Here is a 20,814-nt window from a genome sequence, read left to right as displayed (position 1 = left end):
CAAACAGGTCACTGGTGCCGGGTTAACCCCCGGCACCGGATTGTGCTAACTCCGACGGGAGCAAATCCGTGAAAGATTTATTAAAGTTTCTGAAAGCGCAGACTAAAACCGAAGAGTTTGATGCGATCAAAATTGCTCTGGCTTCGCCAGACATGATCCGTTCATGGTCTTTCGGTGAAGTTAAAAAGCCGGAAACCATCAACTACCGTACGTTCAAACCTGAGCGTGACGGCCTTTTCTGTGCGCGTATTTTCGGGCCAGTAAAAGATTACGAGTGCCTGTGCGGTAAGTACAAGCGCCTGAAACACCGCGGTGTGATCTGTGAGAAGTGCGGCGTTGAAGTGACCCAGACCAAAGTACGCCGTGAGCGTATGGGCCACATCGAGCTGGCGTCTCCGACTGCTCACATCTGGTTCCTGAAATCTCTGCCGTCCCGTATCGGTCTGCTGCTGGATATGCCGCTGCGCGATATCGAACGTGTTCTGTACTTCGAATCTTATGTAGTTATCGAAGGCGGGATGACGAACCTGGAACGTCACCAGATCCTGACCGAAGAGCAGTATCTGGACGCGCTTGAAGAGTTCGGTGACGAATTCGACGCGAAGATGGGTGCGGAAGCTATTCAGGCCCTGCTGAAGAGCATGGATCTGGAGCAGGAGTGCGAGCAGCTGCGTGAAGAGCTGAACGAAACCAACTCCGAAACCAAGCGTAAAAAGCTGACCAAGCGTATCAAACTGCTGGAAGCGTTCGTTCAGTCTGGTAACAAACCAGAGTGGATGATCCTGACCGTTCTGCCGGTTCTGCCGCCAGATCTGCGTCCGCTGGTTCCGCTGGATGGTGGTCGTTTCGCAACGTCCGATCTGAACGATCTGTATCGTCGCGTTATCAACCGTAACAACCGTCTGAAACGTCTGCTGGATTTGGCTGCGCCGGACATCATCGTACGCAACGAAAAACGTATGCTACAGGAAGCGGTAGATGCCCTGCTGGATAACGGTCGTCGCGGTCGTGCGATCACCGGTTCTAACAAGCGTCCTCTGAAATCTTTGGCCGACATGATCAAAGGTAAGCAGGGTCGTTTCCGTCAGAACCTGCTCGGTAAGCGTGTTGACTACTCCGGTCGTTCTGTAATCACCGTAGGTCCATACCTGCGTCTGCATCAGTGCGGTCTGCCGAAGAAAATGGCACTGGAGCTGTTCAAACCGTTCATCTACGGCAAGCTGGAGCTGCGTGGCCTGGCCACCACCATCAAAGCCGCTAAGAAAATGGTTGAGCGTGAAGAAGCTGTCGTTTGGGATATCCTGGACGAAGTTATCCGCGAACACCCGGTACTGCTGAACCGTGCACCAACCCTGCACCGTCTGGGTATCCAGGCATTTGAGCCAGTCCTGATCGAAGGTAAAGCTATCCAGCTGCACCCGCTGGTTTGTGCGGCCTATAACGCCGACTTCGATGGTGACCAGATGGCTGTTCACGTACCGCTGACGCTGGAAGCCCAGCTTGAAGCGCGTGCGCTGATGATGTCTACCAACAACATCCTGTCTCCAGCGAACGGTGAACCAATTATCGTTCCTTCTCAGGACGTTGTATTGGGTCTGTACTACATGACCCGTGACTGTGTTAACGCCAAAGGCGAAGGCATGGTGCTGACTGGCCCGAAAGAAGCTGAGCGTATTTATCGCGCTGGCCTGGCCTCTCTGCATGCGCGCGTTAAAGTGCGTATCACCGAATACGAAAAAGATGCAAACGGCGAATTCGTTGCGAAGACCAGCCTGAAAGACACGACCATTGGCCGTGCCATTCTGTGGATGATCGTACCGAAAGGTCTGCCTTTCTCCATCGTCAACCAGGCGCTGGGCAAGAAAGCGATCTCCAAAATGCTGAACACCTGTTACCGCATTCTGGGTCTGAAGCCGACCGTTATCTTCGCTGACCAGACAATGTATACCGGCTTTGCTTATGCAGCGCGTTCAGGTGCATCTGTTGGTATCGATGACATGGTCATCCCAGAGAAGAAACACGAGATCATCTCTGAAGCGGAAGCTGAAGTTGCTGAGATCCAGGAGCAGTTCCAGTCTGGTCTGGTAACCGCGGGCGAACGCTACAACAAAGTTATCGATATCTGGGCAGCGGCGAACGATCGTGTATCCAAAGCGATGATGGATAACCTGCAAACCGAAACCGTGATTAACCGTGACGGCGTCGAAGAGCAGCAGGTTTCCTTCAACAGCATCTACATGATGGCCGACTCCGGTGCGCGTGGTTCTGCAGCACAGATTCGTCAGCTGGCAGGTATGCGTGGTCTGATGGCGAAGCCAGATGGCTCCATCATCGAAACGCCAATCACCGCGAACTTCCGTGAAGGTCTGAACGTACTCCAGTACTTCATCTCCACGCACGGTGCGCGTAAAGGTCTGGCGGATACCGCACTGAAGACAGCGAACTCCGGTTATCTGACGCGTCGTCTGGTTGACGTTGCGCAGGATCTGGTTGTGACTGAAGACGATTGTGGCACCCTCGAAGGTATCACCATGACCCCGGTTATCGAGGGTGGTGATGTTAAAGAGCCGCTGCGCGATCGCGTACTGGGTCGTGTGACCGCGGAAGACATTCTGAAGCCGGGCACCGCAGACATTCTGGTTCCACGCAACACCCTGCTGCACGAACAGTGGTGTGACCTGCTGGAAGCGAACTCTGTTGACTCTGTGAAAGTGCGTTCCGTTGTATCCTGTGACACCGACTTTGGTGTGTGTGCGCACTGCTACGGTCGTGACCTGGCGCGTGGCCACATCATCAACAAAGGTGAAGCCATCGGCGTTATCGCGGCACAGTCCATCGGTGAGCCGGGTACACAGCTGACGATGCGTACGTTCCACATCGGTGGTGCGGCATCTCGTGCGGCTGCTGAATCCAGCATTCAGGTGAAAAACAAAGGTAGCATCAAGCTCAGCAACGCGAAGTCTGTTGTTAACTCCGCAGGCAAGCTGGTTGTGACCTCTCGTAACACCGAGCTGAAGCTGATCGACGAATTCGGTCGTACCAAAGAGAGCTATAAAGTGCCTTACGGTGCGGTTATGGCGAAAGGTGATGGCGAGCAGGTTGCCGGCGGTGAAACCGTTGCAAACTGGGATCCACACACCATGCCGGTTATCACCGAAGTAAGTGGTTTCATCCGCTTTACTGACATGATCGACGGCCAGACCATTACTCGTCAGACCGACGAGCTGACCGGTCTGTCTTCTCTGGTGGTTCTGGATTCTGCTGAACGTACTACCGGCGGTAAAGATCTGCGTCCTGCACTGAAAATCGTTGATGCTCAGGGTAACGACGTTCTGATCCCGGGTACCGATATGCCTGCGCAGTACTTCCTGCCGGGTAAAGCGATTGTACAGCTGGAAGATGGCGTACAGATCAGCTCTGGTGACACCCTGGCGCGTATTCCTCAGGAATCCGGCGGTACCAAGGACATCACCGGTGGTCTGCCACGCGTTGCGGACCTGTTCGAAGCACGTCGTCCGAAAGAGCCTGCAATCCTGGCTGAAATCAGCGGGATCATCTCCTTCGGTAAAGAGACTAAAGGTAAGCGCCGTCTGGTTATCACCCCAGTAGATGGCAGCGAGCCGTACGAAGAGATGATTCCTAAGTGGCGTCAGCTCAACGTGTTCGAAGGCGAACGTGTAGAACGTGGTGACGTGGTTTCCGACGGTCCAGAAGCGCCGCACGACATCCTGCGTCTGCGTGGTGTGCATGCTGTTACTCGTTACATTGTTAACGAAGTACAGGACGTATACCGCCTGCAGGGCGTTAAGATTAACGATAAGCACATCGAAGTTATCGTTCGTCAGATGCTGCGTAAAGCAACCATCGAAAACGCGGGCAGCTCCGACTTCCTGGAAGGCGAGCAGGTTGAATACTCACGCGTTAAGATCGCTAACCGCGATCTGGAAGCGAACGGCAAAATCGGTGCGACCTTCGCACGCGATCTGCTGGGTATCACCAAAGCGTCTCTGGCAACCGAGTCCTTCATCTCCGCAGCATCGTTCCAGGAAACGACTCGTGTCCTGACCGAAGCCGCTGTTGCGGGTAAACGTGATGAACTGCGCGGTCTGAAAGAGAACGTCATCGTGGGTCGTCTGATCCCTGCCGGTACCGGTTATGCGTACCACCAGGATCGTATGCGTCGTCGCGCTGCGGGCGAACTGCCAGCAGCACCGCAGGTTACTGCTGAAGATGCATCCGCGAGCCTGGCAGAACTGCTGAACGCAGGTCTGGGCGGTTCCGACAACGAGTAATCGTTGATGCCGTAAATAAAAAACCCGCCTCGGCGGGTTTTTTTATATCTGCATTTCTTCAATTCACTAACGGGATGCGTCGATAAAGCTCAATCATATCGCCCGCCAGATCCTGAATAACCATCGCGTTCATCAGGTGGTCCTGAGAATGAACGGTGATTAGGTTAACCGGCAGTTTCCCGGTCCCTTCGTCAAGACCAATAAGCTGCGTCTGGATCGTATGCGCGTGCTTCACATATTCGCGGGATTCTTCCATCGCTTTTTCAGCTTCGTCAAACTCACCTTTACGCGCCATCTGCAGAGCCGTCAGGGCCGCACTGCGGGCCGCACCGGCGTTGACCAGCAGTTCCATGATTGTGGTTTCTAAGTCTTCCATTATGACTCCAGCAGTTTAAGCGCTTTTTCCAGTACGGCATCGCCTTTCATCATGCCGTAATCCATCATGTCGATCACCGCGACCTTTTTGCCCAGCGGGTCGGCCTGTGCCTGCAGTTTAGCCTGCTCGTATTTGACCTGTGGCCCCAGCAATACGATGTCGGCCGTCGCGATATTGTCTTTAAACTCCGCAACCGGAACGGCTTTAATGGTGACTTCAACCCCTTTTTTCTGCGCGGCATCTTTCATACGTTGAACCAGCATGCTGGTTGACATTCCCGCTGCACAGCATAAAACGATGTTCTTCATAATCAGCCTCGATCTACATGTGTTTATTGATAATTATCCTGCGCAGAGAGCTTCAACAACCGCTTTACCGCGATTGTGTGTCAGGCATCACAAAGAAAGCGGCATTTTTCTGAAACCGGTTACAATTCTTCGAGTAAAAGAGAAAGTCAGCCGACGGCAGTGCGAACAATACGGTTTTTTCCCTGCTGTTTAGCGCTATAAAGCGCGTTATCGACACTTCCCACCAGTTGTTCCAGCGGTTCGAAATGCCATTCCCCCAGACCCGCACTGAACGTAACGTGCAGGTTTTCTTCCCGCCAGACGCGCCTTTCAACGGCGGTGCGCCAGGCGTCAAGCAATGAGAATGCGGCAGCGATCTGCTCGGCCTGGAAGATCACCGCGAACTCTTCTCCACCGTAGCGATAAACCGAGATGTTGTGTGGCTGCATTATCTGGATCCCTTCGCGCGCCACATTACGCAGGACAATGTCACCACTCAGATGTCCCCATGTGTCGTTGATCGATTTGAAGTTATCGATATCAATCAGCGCCAGTGCGAAAGGCTGGTGGGCGGTCAGCAGTTCATCCACATCATTGTCAAACGCGCGGCGGTTTTTGCAGCCGGTCAACGCATCGTGAGTCGCCTGGCGAACATACGCCATCTCCCGCTCTTTATTGGACTGAATCGTGTGGCTCAGCATCGCTTCCAGACGCGGTGCCTGGCTGACATCGCCCGTTTTGATCGCATTGATAATAGTCATTAATACGGTACGCGAGGCATGACGCAGATAAAGGCCGAAGAGAATGATGATGATGGCTGCCAGCGCAAAGCCCCAGCCAACGATAGTGGTTTCGTGGCGGGTGATATCGGTAAGCGTTGCGCCAGATACCCGATAGATAACAAACCAGTCCGGGTTCGTGAAAGAGTAGTAGTAATACCAGGCATTGGTTTTCCGGTCGTAAAGATGGCCTTCGCCGCTGGTCATTTTGTCCATCAGCGCTTCGCTCACGTACTTTTTGAACAGGGCGCCTGTATCTGGGTGCAGCACGACGGTCCCGTCGCGTTCGACGACGAAGAATTCCCCTTGTACGGGGGCCACCATTTGTCGAAGGGTATACCCCATCGACGTCAAGTCAAGATGAAAAGCGAGGGTACCCTTGAGTCTGCCTTCTGTTGAAATCAATGGCTTATAAAGCGTAACTGTCGGATGCCCGGTAAAGTAGTCCGTATAATGGTGGGTATAATGGCTGAAAATACTGGCTTCTGCGTGCGCGACAAACCACGGGCGCGTCCGCGGATCGACGTTTTTACTCTTTTCCGTGGGAGGCGCTTCTGGAGCGTGTAAATAATGTCCCTCTGTGTCGGCCAGCGAGATGGATGACACGGTCGGCATCAGGTTTTGCAAATGCATCAACATCTGCAGCCCTTGCGTCGGGTTGACGTTGAGCGTCTCATTCAGTATCTCGCTGCGGGCAAAGTACATCGCAGAGCGACCAAGGATATAGTCGTTTTCACGCAGGATTGATTCGGTATAGTTAACCGCCAGGTTATGCGTGAAGTTACTGTTAATCTTGTGATAATCCTCAAGGAAATCCTTTCTTTGCGAAAGAGAGACCACGACCGCGATCAGCGCAAAACTGCACAGGATCCCCGCGAAGCTGAGCATGATTGGCCGGGTAAAAGAGAGCTTTTTGCTGTGAAGTGCCATGAGTTGTACATCGATCCTGATGGTGAATATTTTTTTGTCTGCCGATATCCTCTCAGCATAGTCGCTGTCCTGCGGTTAGCGGTGAATTATACGGAACACGATTTCAGGCGAGATGATTTATCTTAAGAATCACTAAGAAATTCCTTATCCATACTTTTGCGCCCCTCTTATGCACGGAATCGGAGGCAGGGCGAAACGAGGAAGAAGCTTTTCGCCCTGGTCAGCATCCGTTGCTGACCTGATGACAATAAAAAACCGGACGATCGCTGACAATCATCCGGTTTTACCTTTCCGTAACGCCTCGATAATTTTCTACCGTGTTGCAGTGCGTTACATCGTCATTGCGAGGCTCTTCCCAGCCAGCTGTCCCAGTCTTTCCAGACAGGCTGTAAACCCTGTGCCGTCAGGGCGGCGGCAACGGCTTCCGGACGCCGTCCGTCATGCGGTGCAAACTGCTCAAGCTCCGGATGGTCGTCTGCATACCCGCCCGGCTGCGTTTTGGAAAACGCGCTGACGTTGTTAATCGCCAGCGGGATGACGCGATCGCGAAACGCCGGGGATTCACGCGTTGAGAGCGATAACTCCACTTCCGGGGCGAGCAGGCGAAACGCGCAGATGGTCTGCACCAGCTGGCGTTCATCCATCAGCGAAGCCGGTTCAATGCCGCCTGCGCAGGGGCGCAGGCGTGGGAAGGAGATGGAGTATCGGGTCTGCCAGTAGTGCTGTTGCAGCCACAGCAGATGTTCTGCCACCATGTAGCAATCTACCCGCCAGCTGTCGGAAAGCCCAATTAGCGCACCCAGCCCGATTTTGTCGATCCCGGCGCGGCCCAGCCTGTCTGGCGTTTCCAGCCGGAAGAAAAAATCCTGCTTCTTCCCTTTCAGGTGATGCCGCGCGTACGTCGCCTCGTGGTAGGTTTCCTGATAGACCATAACGCCGTCCAGCCCGAGCGTTTTTAACTCCGCATACTCGTCCTGCGACAGGGGCTGAACCTCCATCTGCAACGACGCAAACTCCCGACGTATCGCAGGCAGATGCTGGCGGAAATAGTCCATTCCCACTTTCCCCTGATGCTCGCCCGTGACCAGCAGAAGATGTTCGAACCCCATTTCACGAATAGCGGCACACTCGCGTGCGATCTCCTCTTCATCGAGCGTTTTCCGCTTGATGCGGTTGCTCATGGAAAAACCACAGTAGGTACAGTCGTTGGCGCACAGGTTCGAAAGATAGAGCGGGACGTAGAAGCTCACCGTGTTGCCAAACCGCTGCCGGGTGAGGCGCTGGGCGCGCTGCGCCATTGGTTCAAGATAGGCGCTGGCCGCCGGGGAGAGCAGGGCCATCAGATCCTCGCGGGTCAGTTGACGGGCGTGCAGCGCGCGCTCCACGTCAGCCGCCGTTTTGCTGTTGATGCGCAGGGCAATATCGTCCCAGTTAAGCTCGCGCCAGCGCTCGGTAAACGTGCTCATGAGAGCGCCTCCAGAAAGCCGGTAAGCGGGCTGGTGGCCTGTGCCTGAAAACTGCGCGAGCCGGGGCCGGACTCTCTGGCCAGCACGCCAGCCTCCACGGCGAGACGAAACGCACGCGCCATCATGACCGGGTCGTCGGCCACCGCAATGGCGGTATTCACCAGCACCGCGTCGGCCCCCATTTCCAGCGCCTGCGCGGCATGGCTGGGCACGCCGATCCCCGCATCCACCACCACCGGCACGGTCGCCTGCTCGATGATGATCTCCAGCATCGCGCGGGTTTCCAGCCCCTGATTGGAGCCAATGGGCGCCCCCAGCGGCATGACGGCGGCGCAGCCGACCTCTTCCAGACGCTTACACAGCACGGGATCCGCGCCGCAGTAAGGCAGAACGGTAAACCCCTGCTGCACCAGCTTTTCTGCGGCTTTCAGGGTCTCGATCGGGTCGGGCAGCAGCCAGCGGGCATCCGGGTGAATTTCCAGCTTCAGCCAGCGGGTACCGAGCGCTTCCCGCGCCAGCTGTGCGGCGAAAATCGCCTCCTCGGCCGTTTTCGCGCCGGAGGTGTTGGGCAGCAGCGTCACGCCTGCCTCCAGTAGCGGCGCAAGTATGGCATCGTTGTGCTGGCGCAGATCCACGCGCTTCATCGCCAGCGTCACCAGCTGGCTGCCACTTTCACGAATAGCATCCACCATCAGCTGCGGCGAGGCGAATTTGCCGGTTCCGGTAAACAGATGTGAATCAAAGACTTTATCAGCAATACGTAACATCTCAGCCCCCAGCGATAACCTGAAACAGCAGGATCTGGTCGCCTTCATTGACCTGCTGAAGTTCCCACTGCTCGCGCGGCAGGATCTGTTGATTGAGCGCCAGCGCCGTTCCCGGCTTGAGCTGGCGCAATTTGTCGAGCAGGGCGGCAACGGTGAGACCGTCGTCGCACGTCATCGGCTCATCGTTAAACAGAATGCGCATCGTGGCCTCCGCATACCGGGCAGTGGCTGGCGCGGTGTAGTGCCAGATGGCGCCAGCCGCTGGAGCGGGCGTCGAACAGCCGGAGCGTGTTGCGTTCCGTCTCCATGCCGCTGAGCAGCTTGATAGCCTCCAGCGCCTGAAGGGTACCCATCACGCCCACCACCGGGCCAAGAATGCCTGCCGTGCGGCAGTTACGCTCCGGTTCAGCCTCGTCCGGCCACAGGCAGCGGTAACAGCCCTGCGCCCACGGCGGGGTCAGGACCATTATCTGCCCACCGAACCCCACCGCGCTGGCGGTGATAAGCGGCGTATTAGTGGCCACGCAGGCGGCGTTAATCGCCTGGCGCGTCGCCATGTTGTCCGTGCAGTCCAGCACCGCGTCGGCAAGGGCGACCTCATGGCGCAGGCTTTCACCGCTGAGCCGCTCCTGCAGAGCAATCAGTTCGATATCCGGATTAAGCTGGTTAAGCCGCTGCCGGGTGATCTGCGCTTTAGGCTGGTTGACATCTTTAGTTGTGAAGAGGATTTGCCGTTGCAGGTTGCTGAGGTGCACCTCGTCGTCATCGGCCAGCACCAGCGTGCCCACGCCCGCACCGGCCAGATACAGCGCGGCGGGCGCGCCTAATCCGCCCAGGCCGACAATCAGTACCCGGCTGGCGAGCAGCTTTTGCTGCCCGTCAATGGCAATATCCTCCAGCAGGATCTGGCGGCTGTAGCGCATAAAATCGCGGTCATTCATCGCCTGCTCCTGCCAGCTGTAAAAGCTGCGCGGTGGCGGACCGCCAGTCTGCCGCCTGGGTGATAGCGCTGACGACGGCGATACTGCCGACGCCGGTCTCCAGCACCGCCGGGGCGCGTTCAAGGCTGATTCCACCGATGGCGACGGTCGGGTAATCGGCAAGGCGCTTAACGTGGCTCGCCAGCTGCGTCAGACCCTGCGGGGCAGAAGGCATCTGCTTGGTTTGCGTCGGAAAAACGTGACCGAGGGCGATGTAGGAGGGGCGTGCCGCCAGCGCCACGTCGATTTCCATATCATCGTGTGTTGAAACGCCAAGGCGCAGACCAGCCTGGCGAATGGCGTTCAGATCGGTGGTTTCCAGATCCTCCTGGCCCAAATGCACGCCGTACGCCCGGTGCTTAACGGCCAGCCGCCAGTAGTCGTTGATAAACAGGCGAGCAGTGTAGCGATGCCCCAGCGCGATGGCGGCGGCGACGTCGGCCTCCACCTCTTCATCACGCTTATCTTTGATGCGTAGCTGGAGGGTGCGAACGCCGGCCTCCAGCAGGCGTTCGATCCACTCCACGCTGTCCACCACCGGGTAAAGTCCTAAGCGAAAGGGCACGGAGGGGAAATCGGGCTTGTACATTACGCCTCCTCTTTTTTGAGGTAAATTTCGCCGCCTCTGGCGCGGAAGGTTTCCGACATGTCCGCCATACCAACTTCAATGGTCTGCGCGGCGGCGTAATCCCGCACCTCCTGGCTGATTTTCATCGAGCAGAATTTTGGCCCGCACATGGAGCAGAAGTGCGCCACCTTGCCCGACTCCTGCGGCAGGGTCTCGTCGTGGTAGGCGCGGGCGGTGAACGGATCCAGCGCCAGGTTAAACTGGTCTTCCCAGCGGAATTCAAAGCGCGCTTTGGACATGGCGTTGTCGCGGATTTGCGCCCCCGGGTGGCCTTTCGCCAGATCCGCCGCGTGGGCGGCAATTTTATAGGTAATCAGTCCCTGCTTAACGTCCTCTTTGTTGGGCAGGCCGAGGTGCTCTTTCGGCGTCACGTAGCAGAGCATGGCGCAGCCAAACCAGCCGATCATCGCCGCGCCGATCCCGGAGGTGAAGTGGTCGTAGCCCGGTGCGATGTCCGTGGTCAACGGCCCCAGAGTGTAGAACGGCGCTTCGTGGCAGTGCTCCAGCTCCTCGGTCATGTTGCGGCGTATCATCTGCATCGGCACGTGGCCCGGGCCTTCAATCATCACCTGCACGTCATACTCCCAGGCGATTTTGGTCAGCTCGCCCAGGGTATGCAGCTCGGCAAACTGCGCTTCGTCGTTGGCATCGCGGATGGAGCCCGGACGCAGGCCGTCGCCCAGCGACAGGGAGACGTCGTACGCGGCGCAGATTTCGCAGATCTCGCGGAAGTGCTCGTAGAGGAAGTTTTCCTGATGATGGGACAGGCACCATTTCGCCATGATGGAGCCACCCCGCGAGACGATGCCGGTCAGACGTTTCGCCGTCATCGGCACGTAGCGCAGCAGCACGCCCGCGTGGATGGTGAAGTAGTCCACGCCCTGTTCCGCCTGCTCCAGCAGCGTGTCGCGGAACGCTTCCCAGGTGAGGTTTTCAGCAATGCCGTTGACCTTCTCCAGCGCCTGGTAAATCGGGACGGTACCGATCGGCACCGGGCTGTTACGCAGGATCCACTCGCGGGTTTCGTGGATGTAGCGGCCAGTGGAGAGGTCCATCACCGTGTCCGCGCCCCAGCGCGTGGACCAGACCAGCTTTTCCACCTCTTCTTCGATGGACGAGGTGACGGCAGAGTTGCCGATGTTGGCGTTGACCTTCACCAGGAAGTTGCGGCCGATAATCATCGGCTCCGATTCCGGGTGGTTGATGTTGGCGGGGATAATCGCGCGCCCGGCGGCCACTTCGTCACGCACAAACTCCGGCGTGATGTTCTCCGGCAGGCGAGCGCCAAAGCCTTCACCCGGATGCTGGTGGCGCAATATTTCGCTGCGGATGCGCTCGCGGCCCATGTTTTCGCGGATGGCGATGAACTCCATCTCCGGCGTGACGATACCCTGGCGCGCGTAGTGCAGCTGGGTTACGCACTTGCCCGCTCTGGCGCGTTTTGGCGTCAGCAGGCCGGTAAAGCGCAGCTCGTCCAGGCCGTCGTCGGCCAGGCGTTCTTTGGTGTACGCAGAACTGCGTACGCTCAGTTCTTCGCAGTCGTTACGCGCCTCAATCCACGGCTGGCGCAGCTTTGCCAGACCTTGCTGCACGTTGATAGCAACATCAGGATCGCCGTATGGGCCGGAGGTGTCATACACCGGCACGGCTTCGTTGTCTTCATACTGCGGATTCTCTTTGCTGCCGCCGATAAGCGTCGGGCTGAGCTGGATTTCGCGCATCGGCACGCGGATATCGGCCTGTGAACCGGTGATGTAGATGCGTTTCGAGTTCGGGAAAGCGGTGCCTTCCAGGGTGTCGATGAAGTGTTGGGCCTGTGCACGCTGTTCGCGGCGGGTCAGTTTTGTTGTAGACATAGCTCATTCCAGAAGTGAAGGACATGGCTTGTCAGACGACGGATGAAGCAAGAGGAGATCGCCCCAGGGGCGATACAACAGCAGCGTGACTCTTGTTCCCTTCGCAGGTATTAACCTGATCAGGTTCCGCGGATCCCGAATTAACGGTCTCAGCCCGTGCTTACACACTGGGCACTCCGACAAGAAAAATCCCCCTCCGCAGAGGGGCGACTGGTTGTAAATTACTCGTTAACGGTTAAGAACTCAAGCAGGGCGCGCAACGTTATCGCTGCTGCTGATATTCAGGTTGTTATCCAGTACGAGGGCGATGAGCTTATCTTCCAGCGTGAATCGCTCTTCCAGCGCTTCGCCCAGGTCGGACAGCGCCTGCTGGAACTCAAGATAGTTATCGTGATCGATGGCGTTCTCGAGCGTGGAATCGTAATAGTCCATGATCTGCTGGGTATTGGCTTCAAGCTGCGGACAGAGTTTGCTGGCCGCTAAATACGGCGTTGTCCCTTCCATTTCGCGGATAATGCGTTCATAAATGTTGAAATGGCCGTCGGAGAGGTAGTCGACAAGGCTCTGACAAAAATCATCCAGCGCTTTTTCGTTCAGCCGCATAAAGGATTCTTTGCCAGGCTTAAGACCGACCAGATTGTAATACGCCACAAGGAGATGCTTGCGCACATGTAGCCAGCGATCCACCAGGGTGTTACTTCCTCCAACGCGCTCAGTCAGGCTTTCCAGCTGGTTTAACATGGTCGACTCCATAAGGTTTAGAATGGGATCTGCTTATCCAAAATGTAACCACAATGCTAACAACATGTCAGTGAAGCGAAGGTAGTGCAATAGATATGGATCGTATTATTGAAAAATCAGATCTGGGTTGGTGGATCGTCAGCCACGAACAAAAATTATGGCTGCCCTCAGGAGAGTTGCCCTACGGTACCGCGGAAACGTTCGATCTGGTGGGCCAGTCCGCGCTGAAGATCGGCGAGTGGCAGGGCGATCCCGTGTGGTTGATCCAACAGGCGCGCCGTCAGGATATGGGATCCGTACGTCAGGTGTTAGATCTGGACGTCGGCCTGTTCCAGCTGGCGGGGCGGGGCGTGCAGTTGGCGGAGTTTTACCGTTCGCACAAATATTGCGGTTACTGCGGCCACACCATGCACCCAAGCAAAACCGAATGGGCGCTGCTCTGCGGCCACTGCCGTGAACGCTACTACCCCCAAATCGCGCCGTGCATCATCGTTGCCATCCGCCGTGATGATTCCATCCTGCTGGCGCAACATACCCGTCATCGCAACGGCATTCATACCGTCCTCGCCGGGTTCGTCGAAGTAGGCGAAACGCTGGAGCAGGCGGTGGCGCGCGAGGTGATGGAGGAGAGCAGCATCAAGGTGAAGAACCTGCGCTACGTGACCTCCCAGCCGTGGCCGTTCCCGATGTCTCTGATGACCGCGTTTATGGCGGAATATGACAGCGGTGAGATTGTTATCGACCAGAAAGAGCTGCTGGAGGCGAACTGGTACCGCTACGACAATTTACCGCTGTTACCCCCTCCGGGAACGGTGGCGCGTCGCCTGATAGAAGATACCGTGGCAATGTGTCGGGCCGAGTATGAGTAGTGTTACACTGACGGACTGACGCAATAAGGAACTGCAAAATGACCGAACTGAAGAACGATCGTTATCTGCGTGCGCTGCTGCGCCAGCCCGTTGATGTCACCCCGGTGTGGATGATGCGCCAGGCGGGACGCTATCTGCCAGAGTACAAAGCCACGCGCGCGCAGGCGGGCGATTTTATGTCGCTGTGCAAAAACGCCGAGTTGGCCTGTGAAGTGACGCTCCAGCCGCTGCGCCGCTTCCCGCTGGATGCCGCCATTCTCTTTTCGGACATTCTTACCATTCCGGACGCTATGGGCCTGGGGCTCTATTTCGAAACCGGCGAGGGCCCGCGCTTTACCTCGCCGATCAAAAGCAAAGCCGACGTCGATAAGCTGCCGATCCCCGATCCGGAAGGCGAGCTGGGCTACGTGATGAACGCCGTGCGCACCATTCGTCGCGAACTGAAAGGCGAAGTGCCGCTGATTGGGTTCTCCGGCAGCCCGTGGACGCTGGCCACCTACATGGTTGAAGGCGGCAGCAGCAAAGCCTTCACCATGATTAAAAAGATGATGTACGCCGAACCGCTGGCGCTGCATGCGCTGCTCGATAAGCTGGCGAAGAGCGTTACGCTCTACCTCAACGCGCAGATTAAAGCGGGTGCGCAGTCGGTGATGATTTTCGACACCTGGGGCGGCGTGCTGACCGGACGTGATTATCAGCAGTTCTCCCTGTACTACATGCACAAAATCGTCGATGGCCTGCTGCGTGAAAACGACGGTCGCCGCGTGCCGGTAACGCTGTTCACTAAAGGCGGCGGCCAATGGCTGGAAGCGATGGCGGCCACCGGCTGCGACGCGCTGGGCCTCGACTGGACCACCGATATTGCCGATGCGCGCCGTCGCGTGGGCGACAAAGTGGCGCTACAGGGCAACATGGACCCGTCCATGCTCTATGCTCAGCCTGCCCGCATCGAAGAGGAAGTGTCGACTATACTGTCTGGTTTCGGCCAGGGTGAAGGCCACGTCTTTAACCTCGGCCACGGCATTCATCAGGATGTGCCGCCTGAACACGCAGGCGTATTTGTGGAGGCGGTGCATCGGCTTTCTGCCCAGTATCACAAGTAAGGAGTGGTTATGGATCTCGCGTCGCTACGCGCTCAGCAAATCGAACTGGCTTCATCAGTGATCCGCGAGGATCGTCTGGATAAGGATCCCCCGCAGTACATTGGCGGGGCGGACGTCGGGTTTGAGCAGGGCGGTGAAGTGACGCGAGCGGCGATGGTGGTGCTGAAATACCCTTCGCTGGAGCTGGTGGAGTACAAGGTGGCGCGTATCGCCACCACCATGCCCTATATTCCCGGCTTTCTCTCCTTCCGCGAATATCCCGCGCTGCTGGCCGCGTGGGAGCAACTCTCGCAAAAACCTGACCTCCTGTTTGTTGATGGGCATGGTATCTCCCATCCGCGTCGCTTAGGCGTTGCCAGCCACTTTGGTCTGCTGGTGGACGTGCCGACCATCGGCGTGGCGAAAAAACGCCTGTGCGGCGCGTTTGAGCCGCTTTCTGCCGAACCGGGCGCGCTGGCGCCGCTTATCCATAAAGGCGAGCAGCTGGCGTGGGTCTGGCGCAGTAAAGCGCGCTGTAATCCGCTGTTTATCGCCACCGGACATCGGGTGAGCATGGACAGCGCGCTGGCGTGGGTGCAGCGCTGCATGAAGGGCTACCGGTTACCGGAGCCAACCCGCTGGGCTGACGCCGTTGCCTCTTCACGTCCGGCATTCATTCGTTGGCAGGAAATTCAGCCGTGATTCAGGTAAACTGCGGCTAATTTTCGATTCGAGACATCATCATGTTACAAAACCCGATTCATCTGCGCCTTGAGAAGCTGGAAAGCTGGCAGCACGTGACGTTTATGGCTTGCCTGTGCGAGCGCATGTATCCCAACTATGCCGCGTTCTGTAAGCAAACGGAGTTTGGCGAAGGCCAGATTTATCGACGTATCCTGGATTTGATCTGGGAGACGCTGACGGTGAAAGACGCAAAGGTGAACTTCGATTCACAGCTCGAAAAGCTGGAAGAGGCGATCCCGGCGGCGGACGATTACGACCTGTACGGCGTTTATCCGGCTATCGACGCCTGCGTGGCGTTGAGCGAGCTGATCCACTCCCGTCTGAGCGGTGAAACGCTGGAGCACGCCATTGAAGTCAGTAAGGCATCCATCACGACCGTCGCGATGCTGGAAATGACGCAGGAAGGCCGTGAAATGACCGACGAAGAGCTGCGTGCTAACCCGGCGGTTGAACAGGAATGGGATATTCAGTGGGAGATTTTCCGCCTGCTGGCAGAGTGTGAAGAGCGTGATATTGAGCTGATCAAAGGGCTTCGCGCGGACCTTCGCGAGGCCGGTGAGAGCAATATTGGTATAATTTTTAACCAATGAGACAACAAAACGTGATTTAACGCCTGTTTTGTCGCACCTCGACTCTTCCCTTCTGCCCCCCGTCTGGTCTACATTTGGGGGGCGAAAAAAAGTGGCTATCGGTGCGTGTATGCAGGAGAGTGCTTTTTTGGCATTTTCGTCGCACTCGATGCTTAGCAAGCGATAAACACATTGAAAGGATAACTTATGAACAAGACTCAACTGATTGATGTAATTGCGGACAAGGCTGATCTGTCTAAAGTGCAGGCTAAAGCTGCTCTGGAATCTACCCTGGCTGCTATTACTGAGTCTCTGAAAGAAGGCGATGCTGTACAACTGGTTGGTTTCGGTACCTTCAAAGTGAACCACCGCGCTGAGCGTACTGGCCGCAACCCGCAGACCGGTAAAGAAATCAAAATCGCCGCAGCTAACGTGCCGGCATTTGTTTCTGGTAAAGCACTGAAAGACGCAGTTAAGTAAGACGCGTGGCAGTGAACAGTTTTAACGAAGGGGCGGCAACGCCCCTTTTGTCATTCTGGCGTGGCACGCTCGCGCTGGCAGGCGTACTGTTGCTGTCTGCCTGTAGCCATGACTCCTCACTCCCCCCGTTTACCGCCAGCGGCTACGCTGACAACCAGGGCGCGGTCAGGATCTGGCGTAAAGATTCCAGCGATGAAGTCCATATGCTTACCGCGTTCAGCCCGTGGCATAACGGCAACACCTCGACCGCAGAGTACCGCTGGCAGGGCGATGCGCTATCGCTGATTGAACTGAACATCTACAGCAAGACCCCCGAACACGTGAAGGTGCGTTTCGACGACCACGGCGAGCTGAGCTTTATGCAGCATGAAGTCAGCGGGTTGAAACAGCAGCTTTCCAGCGATCAGGTCGCCCTTTACCGCTACCGCGCCGAACAGCTCCGTCAGACCAGCGACGCGCTGCGTCAGGGCCGCGTGGTGCTGCGCCAGGGGCGCTGGCATGCCGATGGCACGGTGACCACCTGCGAAGGGCAGACCGTAAAGCCTGAACTTGAATCCTGGGCAACCGAACACATTCAGCGCCGTCAGCGGCATTCGTCTATGGAAGTGAGCGTGGCGTGGCTTGAGGCGCCGGAAGGCTCTCAGCTCCTGCTGGTAGCGAACGAAGACTTCTGCACCTGGCAGCCGACAGAGAAAAGTTTTTGATTTAAGTCCCCTCTCCCTTGAGGGAGAGGGTGAGGGGGAAATTACTCTCCCTGCTCCCGCGCAATGGCACGATAGCCGATATCCTGACGGCTGAAGCTGCCGTTCCAGTGAATATCCGCCATCAGCGCATAGGCGCGTTTTTGCGCTTCTGCCACGGTCTGGCCCAGTGCGGTCGCACACAGCACGCGGCCGCCGTTGGTGAGCACGCGGTCATCGTCAGCCAGCTTCGTACCGGCGTGGAACACCTTCGCGCCGTCAATCTCTTCCAGCGGCAGGCCGTGGATCTCATCTCCGGTGCTGTAGTTCCCCGGATAGCCACCCGCAGCAATCACCACGCCCAGAGACGCACGCTCGTCCCACTCGGAGGTTTTCTCGTCCAGCTTGCCTTCGCAGGCCGCCAGGCACAGATCCACCAGGTCGGATTTCATGCGCAGCATGATCGGCTGGGTTTCCGGATCGCCGAAGCGGCAGTTGAATTCAATCACCTTCGGGTTACCCTGCTTGTCGATCATCAGGCCTGCGTAAAGGAAACCGGTGTAGGTATTGCCTTCCGCCGCCATCCCTTTCACGGTTGGCCAGATGATGCGGTCCATGGTGCGCTGGTGTACTTCGTCAGTGACCACCGGAGCAGGGGAGTAAGCACCCATCCCGCCGGTGTTCGGGCCGCTATCGCCATTGCCCACGCGCTTGTGATCCTGGCTGGTGGCCATCGGCAGAACGTGCTCGCCGTCGACCATCACGATAAAGCTCGCTTCTTCGCCGTCGAGGAACTCTTCAATTACGATGCGGTGGCCCGCGTCGCCAAAGGCGTTACCCGCCAGCATATCCTGCACGGCGGCTTCCGCTTCTTCGAGGGTCATCGCCACGATCACGCCTTTCCCGGCAGCCAGGCCGTCGGCTTTGATCACAATCGGCGCGCCTTTTTCACGCAGGTAAGCCAGAGCAGGCTCGACGTCGGTGAAGTTCTGATACTCCGCCGTCGGAATGTTATGACGTGCGAGGAAATCTTTGGTGAAGGCTTTGGAGCCTTCCAGCTGTGCGGCACCTTCCGTTGGGCCGAAGATTTTCAGGCCCGCTGCGCGGAAGGCGTCAACCACGCCAATTACCAGCGGCGCTTCCGGGCCGACGATGGTCAGGTCGATTTTTTCGCTCTGGGCAAAGCTCAGCAGCGCCGGGATATCGGTCACGCCGATAGCCACGTTCTGCAGCGCGGGTTCCAGTGCGGTACCGGCGTTACCCGGTGCCACGAAGACGGTTTTAACCTGCGGAGACTGCGCCGCTTTCCACGCCAGCGCGTGCTCGCGCCCGCCGTTACCAATCACTAATACTTTCATTTTCTGCTCCGGGAATTAATGGCGGAAGTGGCGCATGTCGGTGAAGATCATTGCGATGCCGTGTTCGTCGGCAGCGGCAATCACCTCGTCGTCGCGGATAGAGCCGCCAGGCTGGATCACACAGGTGATGCCCACCGCAGCCGCAGCATCAATACCGTCACGGAACGGGAAGAAGGCGTCAGAGGCCATGGCGGAGCCTTTCACTTCCAGGCCTTCGTCGCCTGCTTTGATACCCGCGATTTTCGCCGAGTAAACGCGGCTCATCTGGCCTGCGCCTATTCCGATGGTCATGTTCTCTTTGGCGTAGACGATGGCGTTGGATTTCACGAACTTCGCCACTTTCCAGCAGAACAGTGCGTCACGCAGTTCCTGTTCGGTTGGCTGACGTTTGGTCACCACGCGCAGGTCGGCTTCTGTCACCATACCCAAATCGCGATCCTGAACCAGCAGACCGCCGTTCACACGCTTGAAGTCCAGGCCCGGCACGCGCTCCGCCCACTGGCCGCAAACCAGTACGCGCACGTTCTGTTTCGCCGAGGTGATTTTCAGCGCTTCTTCGGACGCGGATGGCGCGATGATCACTTCGACAAACTGGCGAGAGATAATGGCCTGCGCGGTCTCAGCATCCAGCTCGCGGTTGAAGGCAATAATGCCGCCGAATGCGGAGGTCGGGTCGGTTTTGTAGGCGCGATCGTAGGCATCCAGAATAGAGGTGCTTACCGCAACGCCGCACGGGTTGGCATGCTTGACGATAACGCAGGCCGGCTCGCTGAACTCTTTCACGCATTCCAGCGCGGCGTCGGTGTCGGCAATGTTGTTATAGGAAAGGGCTTTGCCCTGAACCTGCTGGGCGGTCGCAACGGAGGCTTCCTTGACCTCTTCTTCTATATAGAAGGCAGCCTGCTGGTGGCTGTTCTCACCGTAACGCATATCCTGCTTCTTAATGAAGTTCAGGTTCAGGGTGCGCGGGAAGCGGCCAGAAGGATCTTTGCTTTCACCGTGGTAGGCAGGAACCAGGCTACCGAAGTAGTTGGCAATCATGCTGTCGTACGCGGCGGTGTGTTCGAACGCCTTAATCGCAAGGTCGAAGCGGGTTTCGAGAGTGAGGGAGCCGTCGTTAGCATCCATCTCATTAATAATGGCGCTGTAGTCGCTGCTCTTCACCACGATGGCCACATCTTTATGGTTCTTCGCCGCGGAGCGCACCATGGTTGGGCCGCCAATATCAATATTCTCAACCGCATCTTCCAGAGAGCAGCCTTCGCGGGCGACGGTCTGGGCAAACGGGTAGAGGTTAACAACGACCATATCGATAGGCGCGATATCATGCTGTTCCATAATACCGTCGTCCTGACCGCGACGGCCCAGAATGCCGCCGTGCACTTTCGGGTGCAGGGTTTTGACGCGTCCATCCATCATTTCCGGGAAACCGGTGTAATCGGACACTTCGGTTACCGGCAGACCTTTATCTGCTAACAGGCGAGCGGTACCGCCTGTAGAAAGCAGTTCCACACCGCGTGCAGAAAGTGCCTGAGCGAATTCGACGATACCGGCTTTATCAGAAACACTGAGCAGAGCGCGGCGGACTGGACGACGTTGTTGCATGGTAAATCCCCTGGATTTCACGATTACAGAGAGCGTTAGATGAATTTTCCAGCGAAAAACTCATCTAACACACCTGACGAGGCCTCCTTGTTAAGCGCGAGCATTTTAACGAAAACGTTTGCGCAACGCTCGCATATTTTCACTTTTTCGAAGCGCTGTGGATAACTCTGTGTGTAAAAGGGTATAAGGCGGGGTTTTGCTGGGGAATGCAGCAGTCAGTCATTTTTCTGTCATTTAGCGGTTGCGGCCCGCGGAGAACTCCCTATAATGCGCCTCCATCGACACGGCGGATGTGAATCACTTCACAGTTAACCCGGTCGGTTGA

19 protein-coding genes and 1 riboswitch are annotated in these 20,814 nt (G+C 57.0%); of the genes, 7 read left to right on the top strand and 12 right to left on the bottom strand.

Translation table 11 applies throughout. The annotated features are described in order from the left end of the window. Positions 1 to 68: 68 nt before the first annotated feature. On the top strand, positions 69 to 4,292 hold the full coding sequence (gene rpoC, locus IM299_RS21660; protein ID WP_028015097.1) for a DNA-directed RNA polymerase subunit beta': 4,224 nt from the start codon (positions 69 to 71) through the stop codon (positions 4,290 to 4,292). Between the two features lie 58 nt (positions 4,293 to 4,350). Here the strand turns inward: rpoC and IM299_RS21655 are convergent, their stop codons facing one another. The 10 genes from IM299_RS21655 to IM299_RS21610 form a co-directional block, all read right to left on the bottom strand. Continuing rightward, a complete protein-coding gene (locus tag IM299_RS21655) occupies positions 4,351 to 4,668 on the bottom strand; it encodes a PTS lactose/cellobiose transporter subunit IIA (protein ID WP_008503455.1) in 318 nt (105 codons plus the stop codon). After that, positions 4,668 to 4,976 (bottom strand): PTS sugar transporter subunit IIB, encoded by a 309-nt coding sequence (locus tag IM299_RS21650; RefSeq protein WP_010425948.1) that lies wholly within the window; start codon positions 4,974 to 4,976, stop codon positions 4,668 to 4,670. Before IM299_RS21650 ends, IM299_RS21655 begins: the two co-directional genes overlap by 1 nt. Positions 4,977 to 5,122: 146 nt before the next feature. Then, positions 5,123 to 6,664, bottom strand: a complete 1,542-nt coding sequence (locus tag IM299_RS21645; protein ID WP_193358091.1) for a sensor domain-containing diguanylate cyclase — start codon at positions 6,662 to 6,664, stop codon at positions 5,123 to 5,125. 338 nt (positions 6,665 to 7,002) lie between these two features. Continuing rightward, positions 7,003 to 8,130 (bottom strand): 2-iminoacetate synthase ThiH, encoded by a 1,128-nt coding sequence (gene thiH / locus IM299_RS21640; protein WP_045630291.1) that lies wholly within the window; start codon positions 8,128 to 8,130, stop codon positions 7,003 to 7,005. Then, entirely contained in the window at positions 8,127 to 8,897 is a 771-nt protein-coding gene (thiG, locus tag IM299_RS21635) for a thiazole synthase (RefSeq protein ID WP_028015100.1), read from the bottom strand. Before thiG ends, thiH begins: the two co-directional genes overlap by 4 nt. A gap of 1 nt (position 8,898) precedes the next feature. Beyond that, positions 8,899 to 9,099 carry a sulfur carrier protein ThiS gene (thiS, locus tag IM299_RS21630; RefSeq protein ID WP_028015101.1) on the bottom strand — a complete coding sequence of 67 codons (201 nt, stop codon included), beginning with the start codon at positions 9,097 to 9,099 and terminating at the stop codon, positions 8,899 to 8,901. Continuing rightward, positions 9,083 to 9,838: a HesA/MoeB/ThiF family protein gene (locus IM299_RS21625; protein WP_193358090.1), complete on the bottom strand. Its 756-nt coding sequence runs from the start codon at positions 9,836 to 9,838 to the stop codon at positions 9,083 to 9,085. The genes thiS and IM299_RS21625 overlap by 17 nt, the downstream gene beginning before the upstream one ends. Beyond that, entirely contained in the window at positions 9,831 to 10,466 is a 636-nt protein-coding gene (gene thiE / locus IM299_RS21620) for a thiamine phosphate synthase (RefSeq protein ID WP_059357737.1), read from the bottom strand. Before thiE ends, IM299_RS21625 begins: the two co-directional genes overlap by 8 nt. After that, positions 10,466 to 12,361, bottom strand: a complete 1,896-nt coding sequence (gene thiC / locus IM299_RS21615; RefSeq protein ID WP_041911590.1) for a phosphomethylpyrimidine synthase ThiC — start codon at positions 12,359 to 12,361, stop codon at positions 10,466 to 10,468. The genes thiE and thiC overlap by 1 nt, the downstream gene beginning before the upstream one ends. 79 nt (positions 12,362 to 12,440) lie before the next feature. Further along, positions 12,441 to 12,550, bottom strand: a riboswitch (TPP riboswitch). A gap of 54 nt (positions 12,551 to 12,604) precedes the next feature. Then, positions 12,605 to 13,102, bottom strand: coding sequence for an Rsd/AlgQ family anti-sigma factor (locus IM299_RS21610; RefSeq protein ID WP_028015105.1), 498 nt, complete (start codon positions 13,100 to 13,102; stop codon positions 12,605 to 12,607). A gap of 95 nt (positions 13,103 to 13,197) precedes the next feature. Here IM299_RS21610 and nudC point away from each other — a divergent pair, with 95 nt between their 5' ends. From nudC to IM299_RS21580, 6 genes are all read left to right on the top strand, one after another. Then, positions 13,198 to 13,971, top strand: a complete 774-nt coding sequence (gene nudC, locus IM299_RS21605; RefSeq protein ID WP_193358089.1) for an NAD(+) diphosphatase — start codon at positions 13,198 to 13,200, stop codon at positions 13,969 to 13,971. A gap of 38 nt (positions 13,972 to 14,009) precedes the next feature. Beyond that, positions 14,010 to 15,074, top strand: coding sequence for a uroporphyrinogen decarboxylase (gene hemE, locus IM299_RS21600; RefSeq protein WP_028015107.1), 1,065 nt, complete (start codon positions 14,010 to 14,012; stop codon positions 15,072 to 15,074). A gap of 9 nt (positions 15,075 to 15,083) precedes the next feature. Next, the gene (gene nfi, locus IM299_RS21595; protein WP_010425928.1) at positions 15,084 to 15,755 is read left to right on the top strand and encodes a deoxyribonuclease V; all 672 of its coding nucleotides are present in this window, start codon (positions 15,084 to 15,086) and stop codon (positions 15,753 to 15,755) included. A gap of 41 nt (positions 15,756 to 15,796) precedes the next feature. After that, positions 15,797 to 16,387 (top strand): YjaG family protein, encoded by a 591-nt coding sequence (locus tag IM299_RS21590; protein ID WP_022646712.1) that lies wholly within the window; start codon positions 15,797 to 15,799, stop codon positions 16,385 to 16,387. Between the two features lie 186 nt (positions 16,388 to 16,573). Then, positions 16,574 to 16,846, top strand: coding sequence for a nucleoid-associated protein HU-alpha (hupA, locus tag IM299_RS21585; RefSeq protein ID WP_002445246.1), 273 nt, complete (start codon positions 16,574 to 16,576; stop codon positions 16,844 to 16,846). A gap of 11 nt (positions 16,847 to 16,857) precedes the next feature. Continuing rightward, positions 16,858 to 17,550 (top strand): DUF1481 domain-containing protein, encoded by a 693-nt coding sequence (locus tag IM299_RS21580; protein WP_028015109.1) that lies wholly within the window; start codon positions 16,858 to 16,860, stop codon positions 17,548 to 17,550. Between the two features lie 41 nt (positions 17,551 to 17,591). On the opposite strand, the gene purD is transcribed toward IM299_RS21580, so the two are convergent. Further along, on the bottom strand, positions 17,592 to 18,884 hold the full coding sequence (purD, locus tag IM299_RS21575; protein WP_193358088.1) for a phosphoribosylamine--glycine ligase: 1,293 nt from the start codon (positions 18,882 to 18,884) through the stop codon (positions 17,592 to 17,594). Positions 18,885 to 18,899: 15 nt separating this feature from the next. After that, positions 18,900 to 20,489, bottom strand: a complete 1,590-nt coding sequence (gene purH / locus IM299_RS21570) for a bifunctional phosphoribosylaminoimidazolecarboxamide formyltransferase/IMP cyclohydrolase (protein ID WP_028015111.1) — start codon at positions 20,487 to 20,489, stop codon at positions 18,900 to 18,902. Positions 20,490 to 20,814: the final 325 nt, after the last annotated feature.

This window comes from Enterobacter cloacae complex sp. P47BA, from assembly GCF_014930485.1.
Taxonomy (GTDB): Bacteria; Pseudomonadota; Gammaproteobacteria; order Enterobacterales; family Enterobacteriaceae; genus Enterobacter; species Enterobacter bugandensis.
This window is presented reverse-complemented; position numbering and strand designations above follow the sequence as displayed.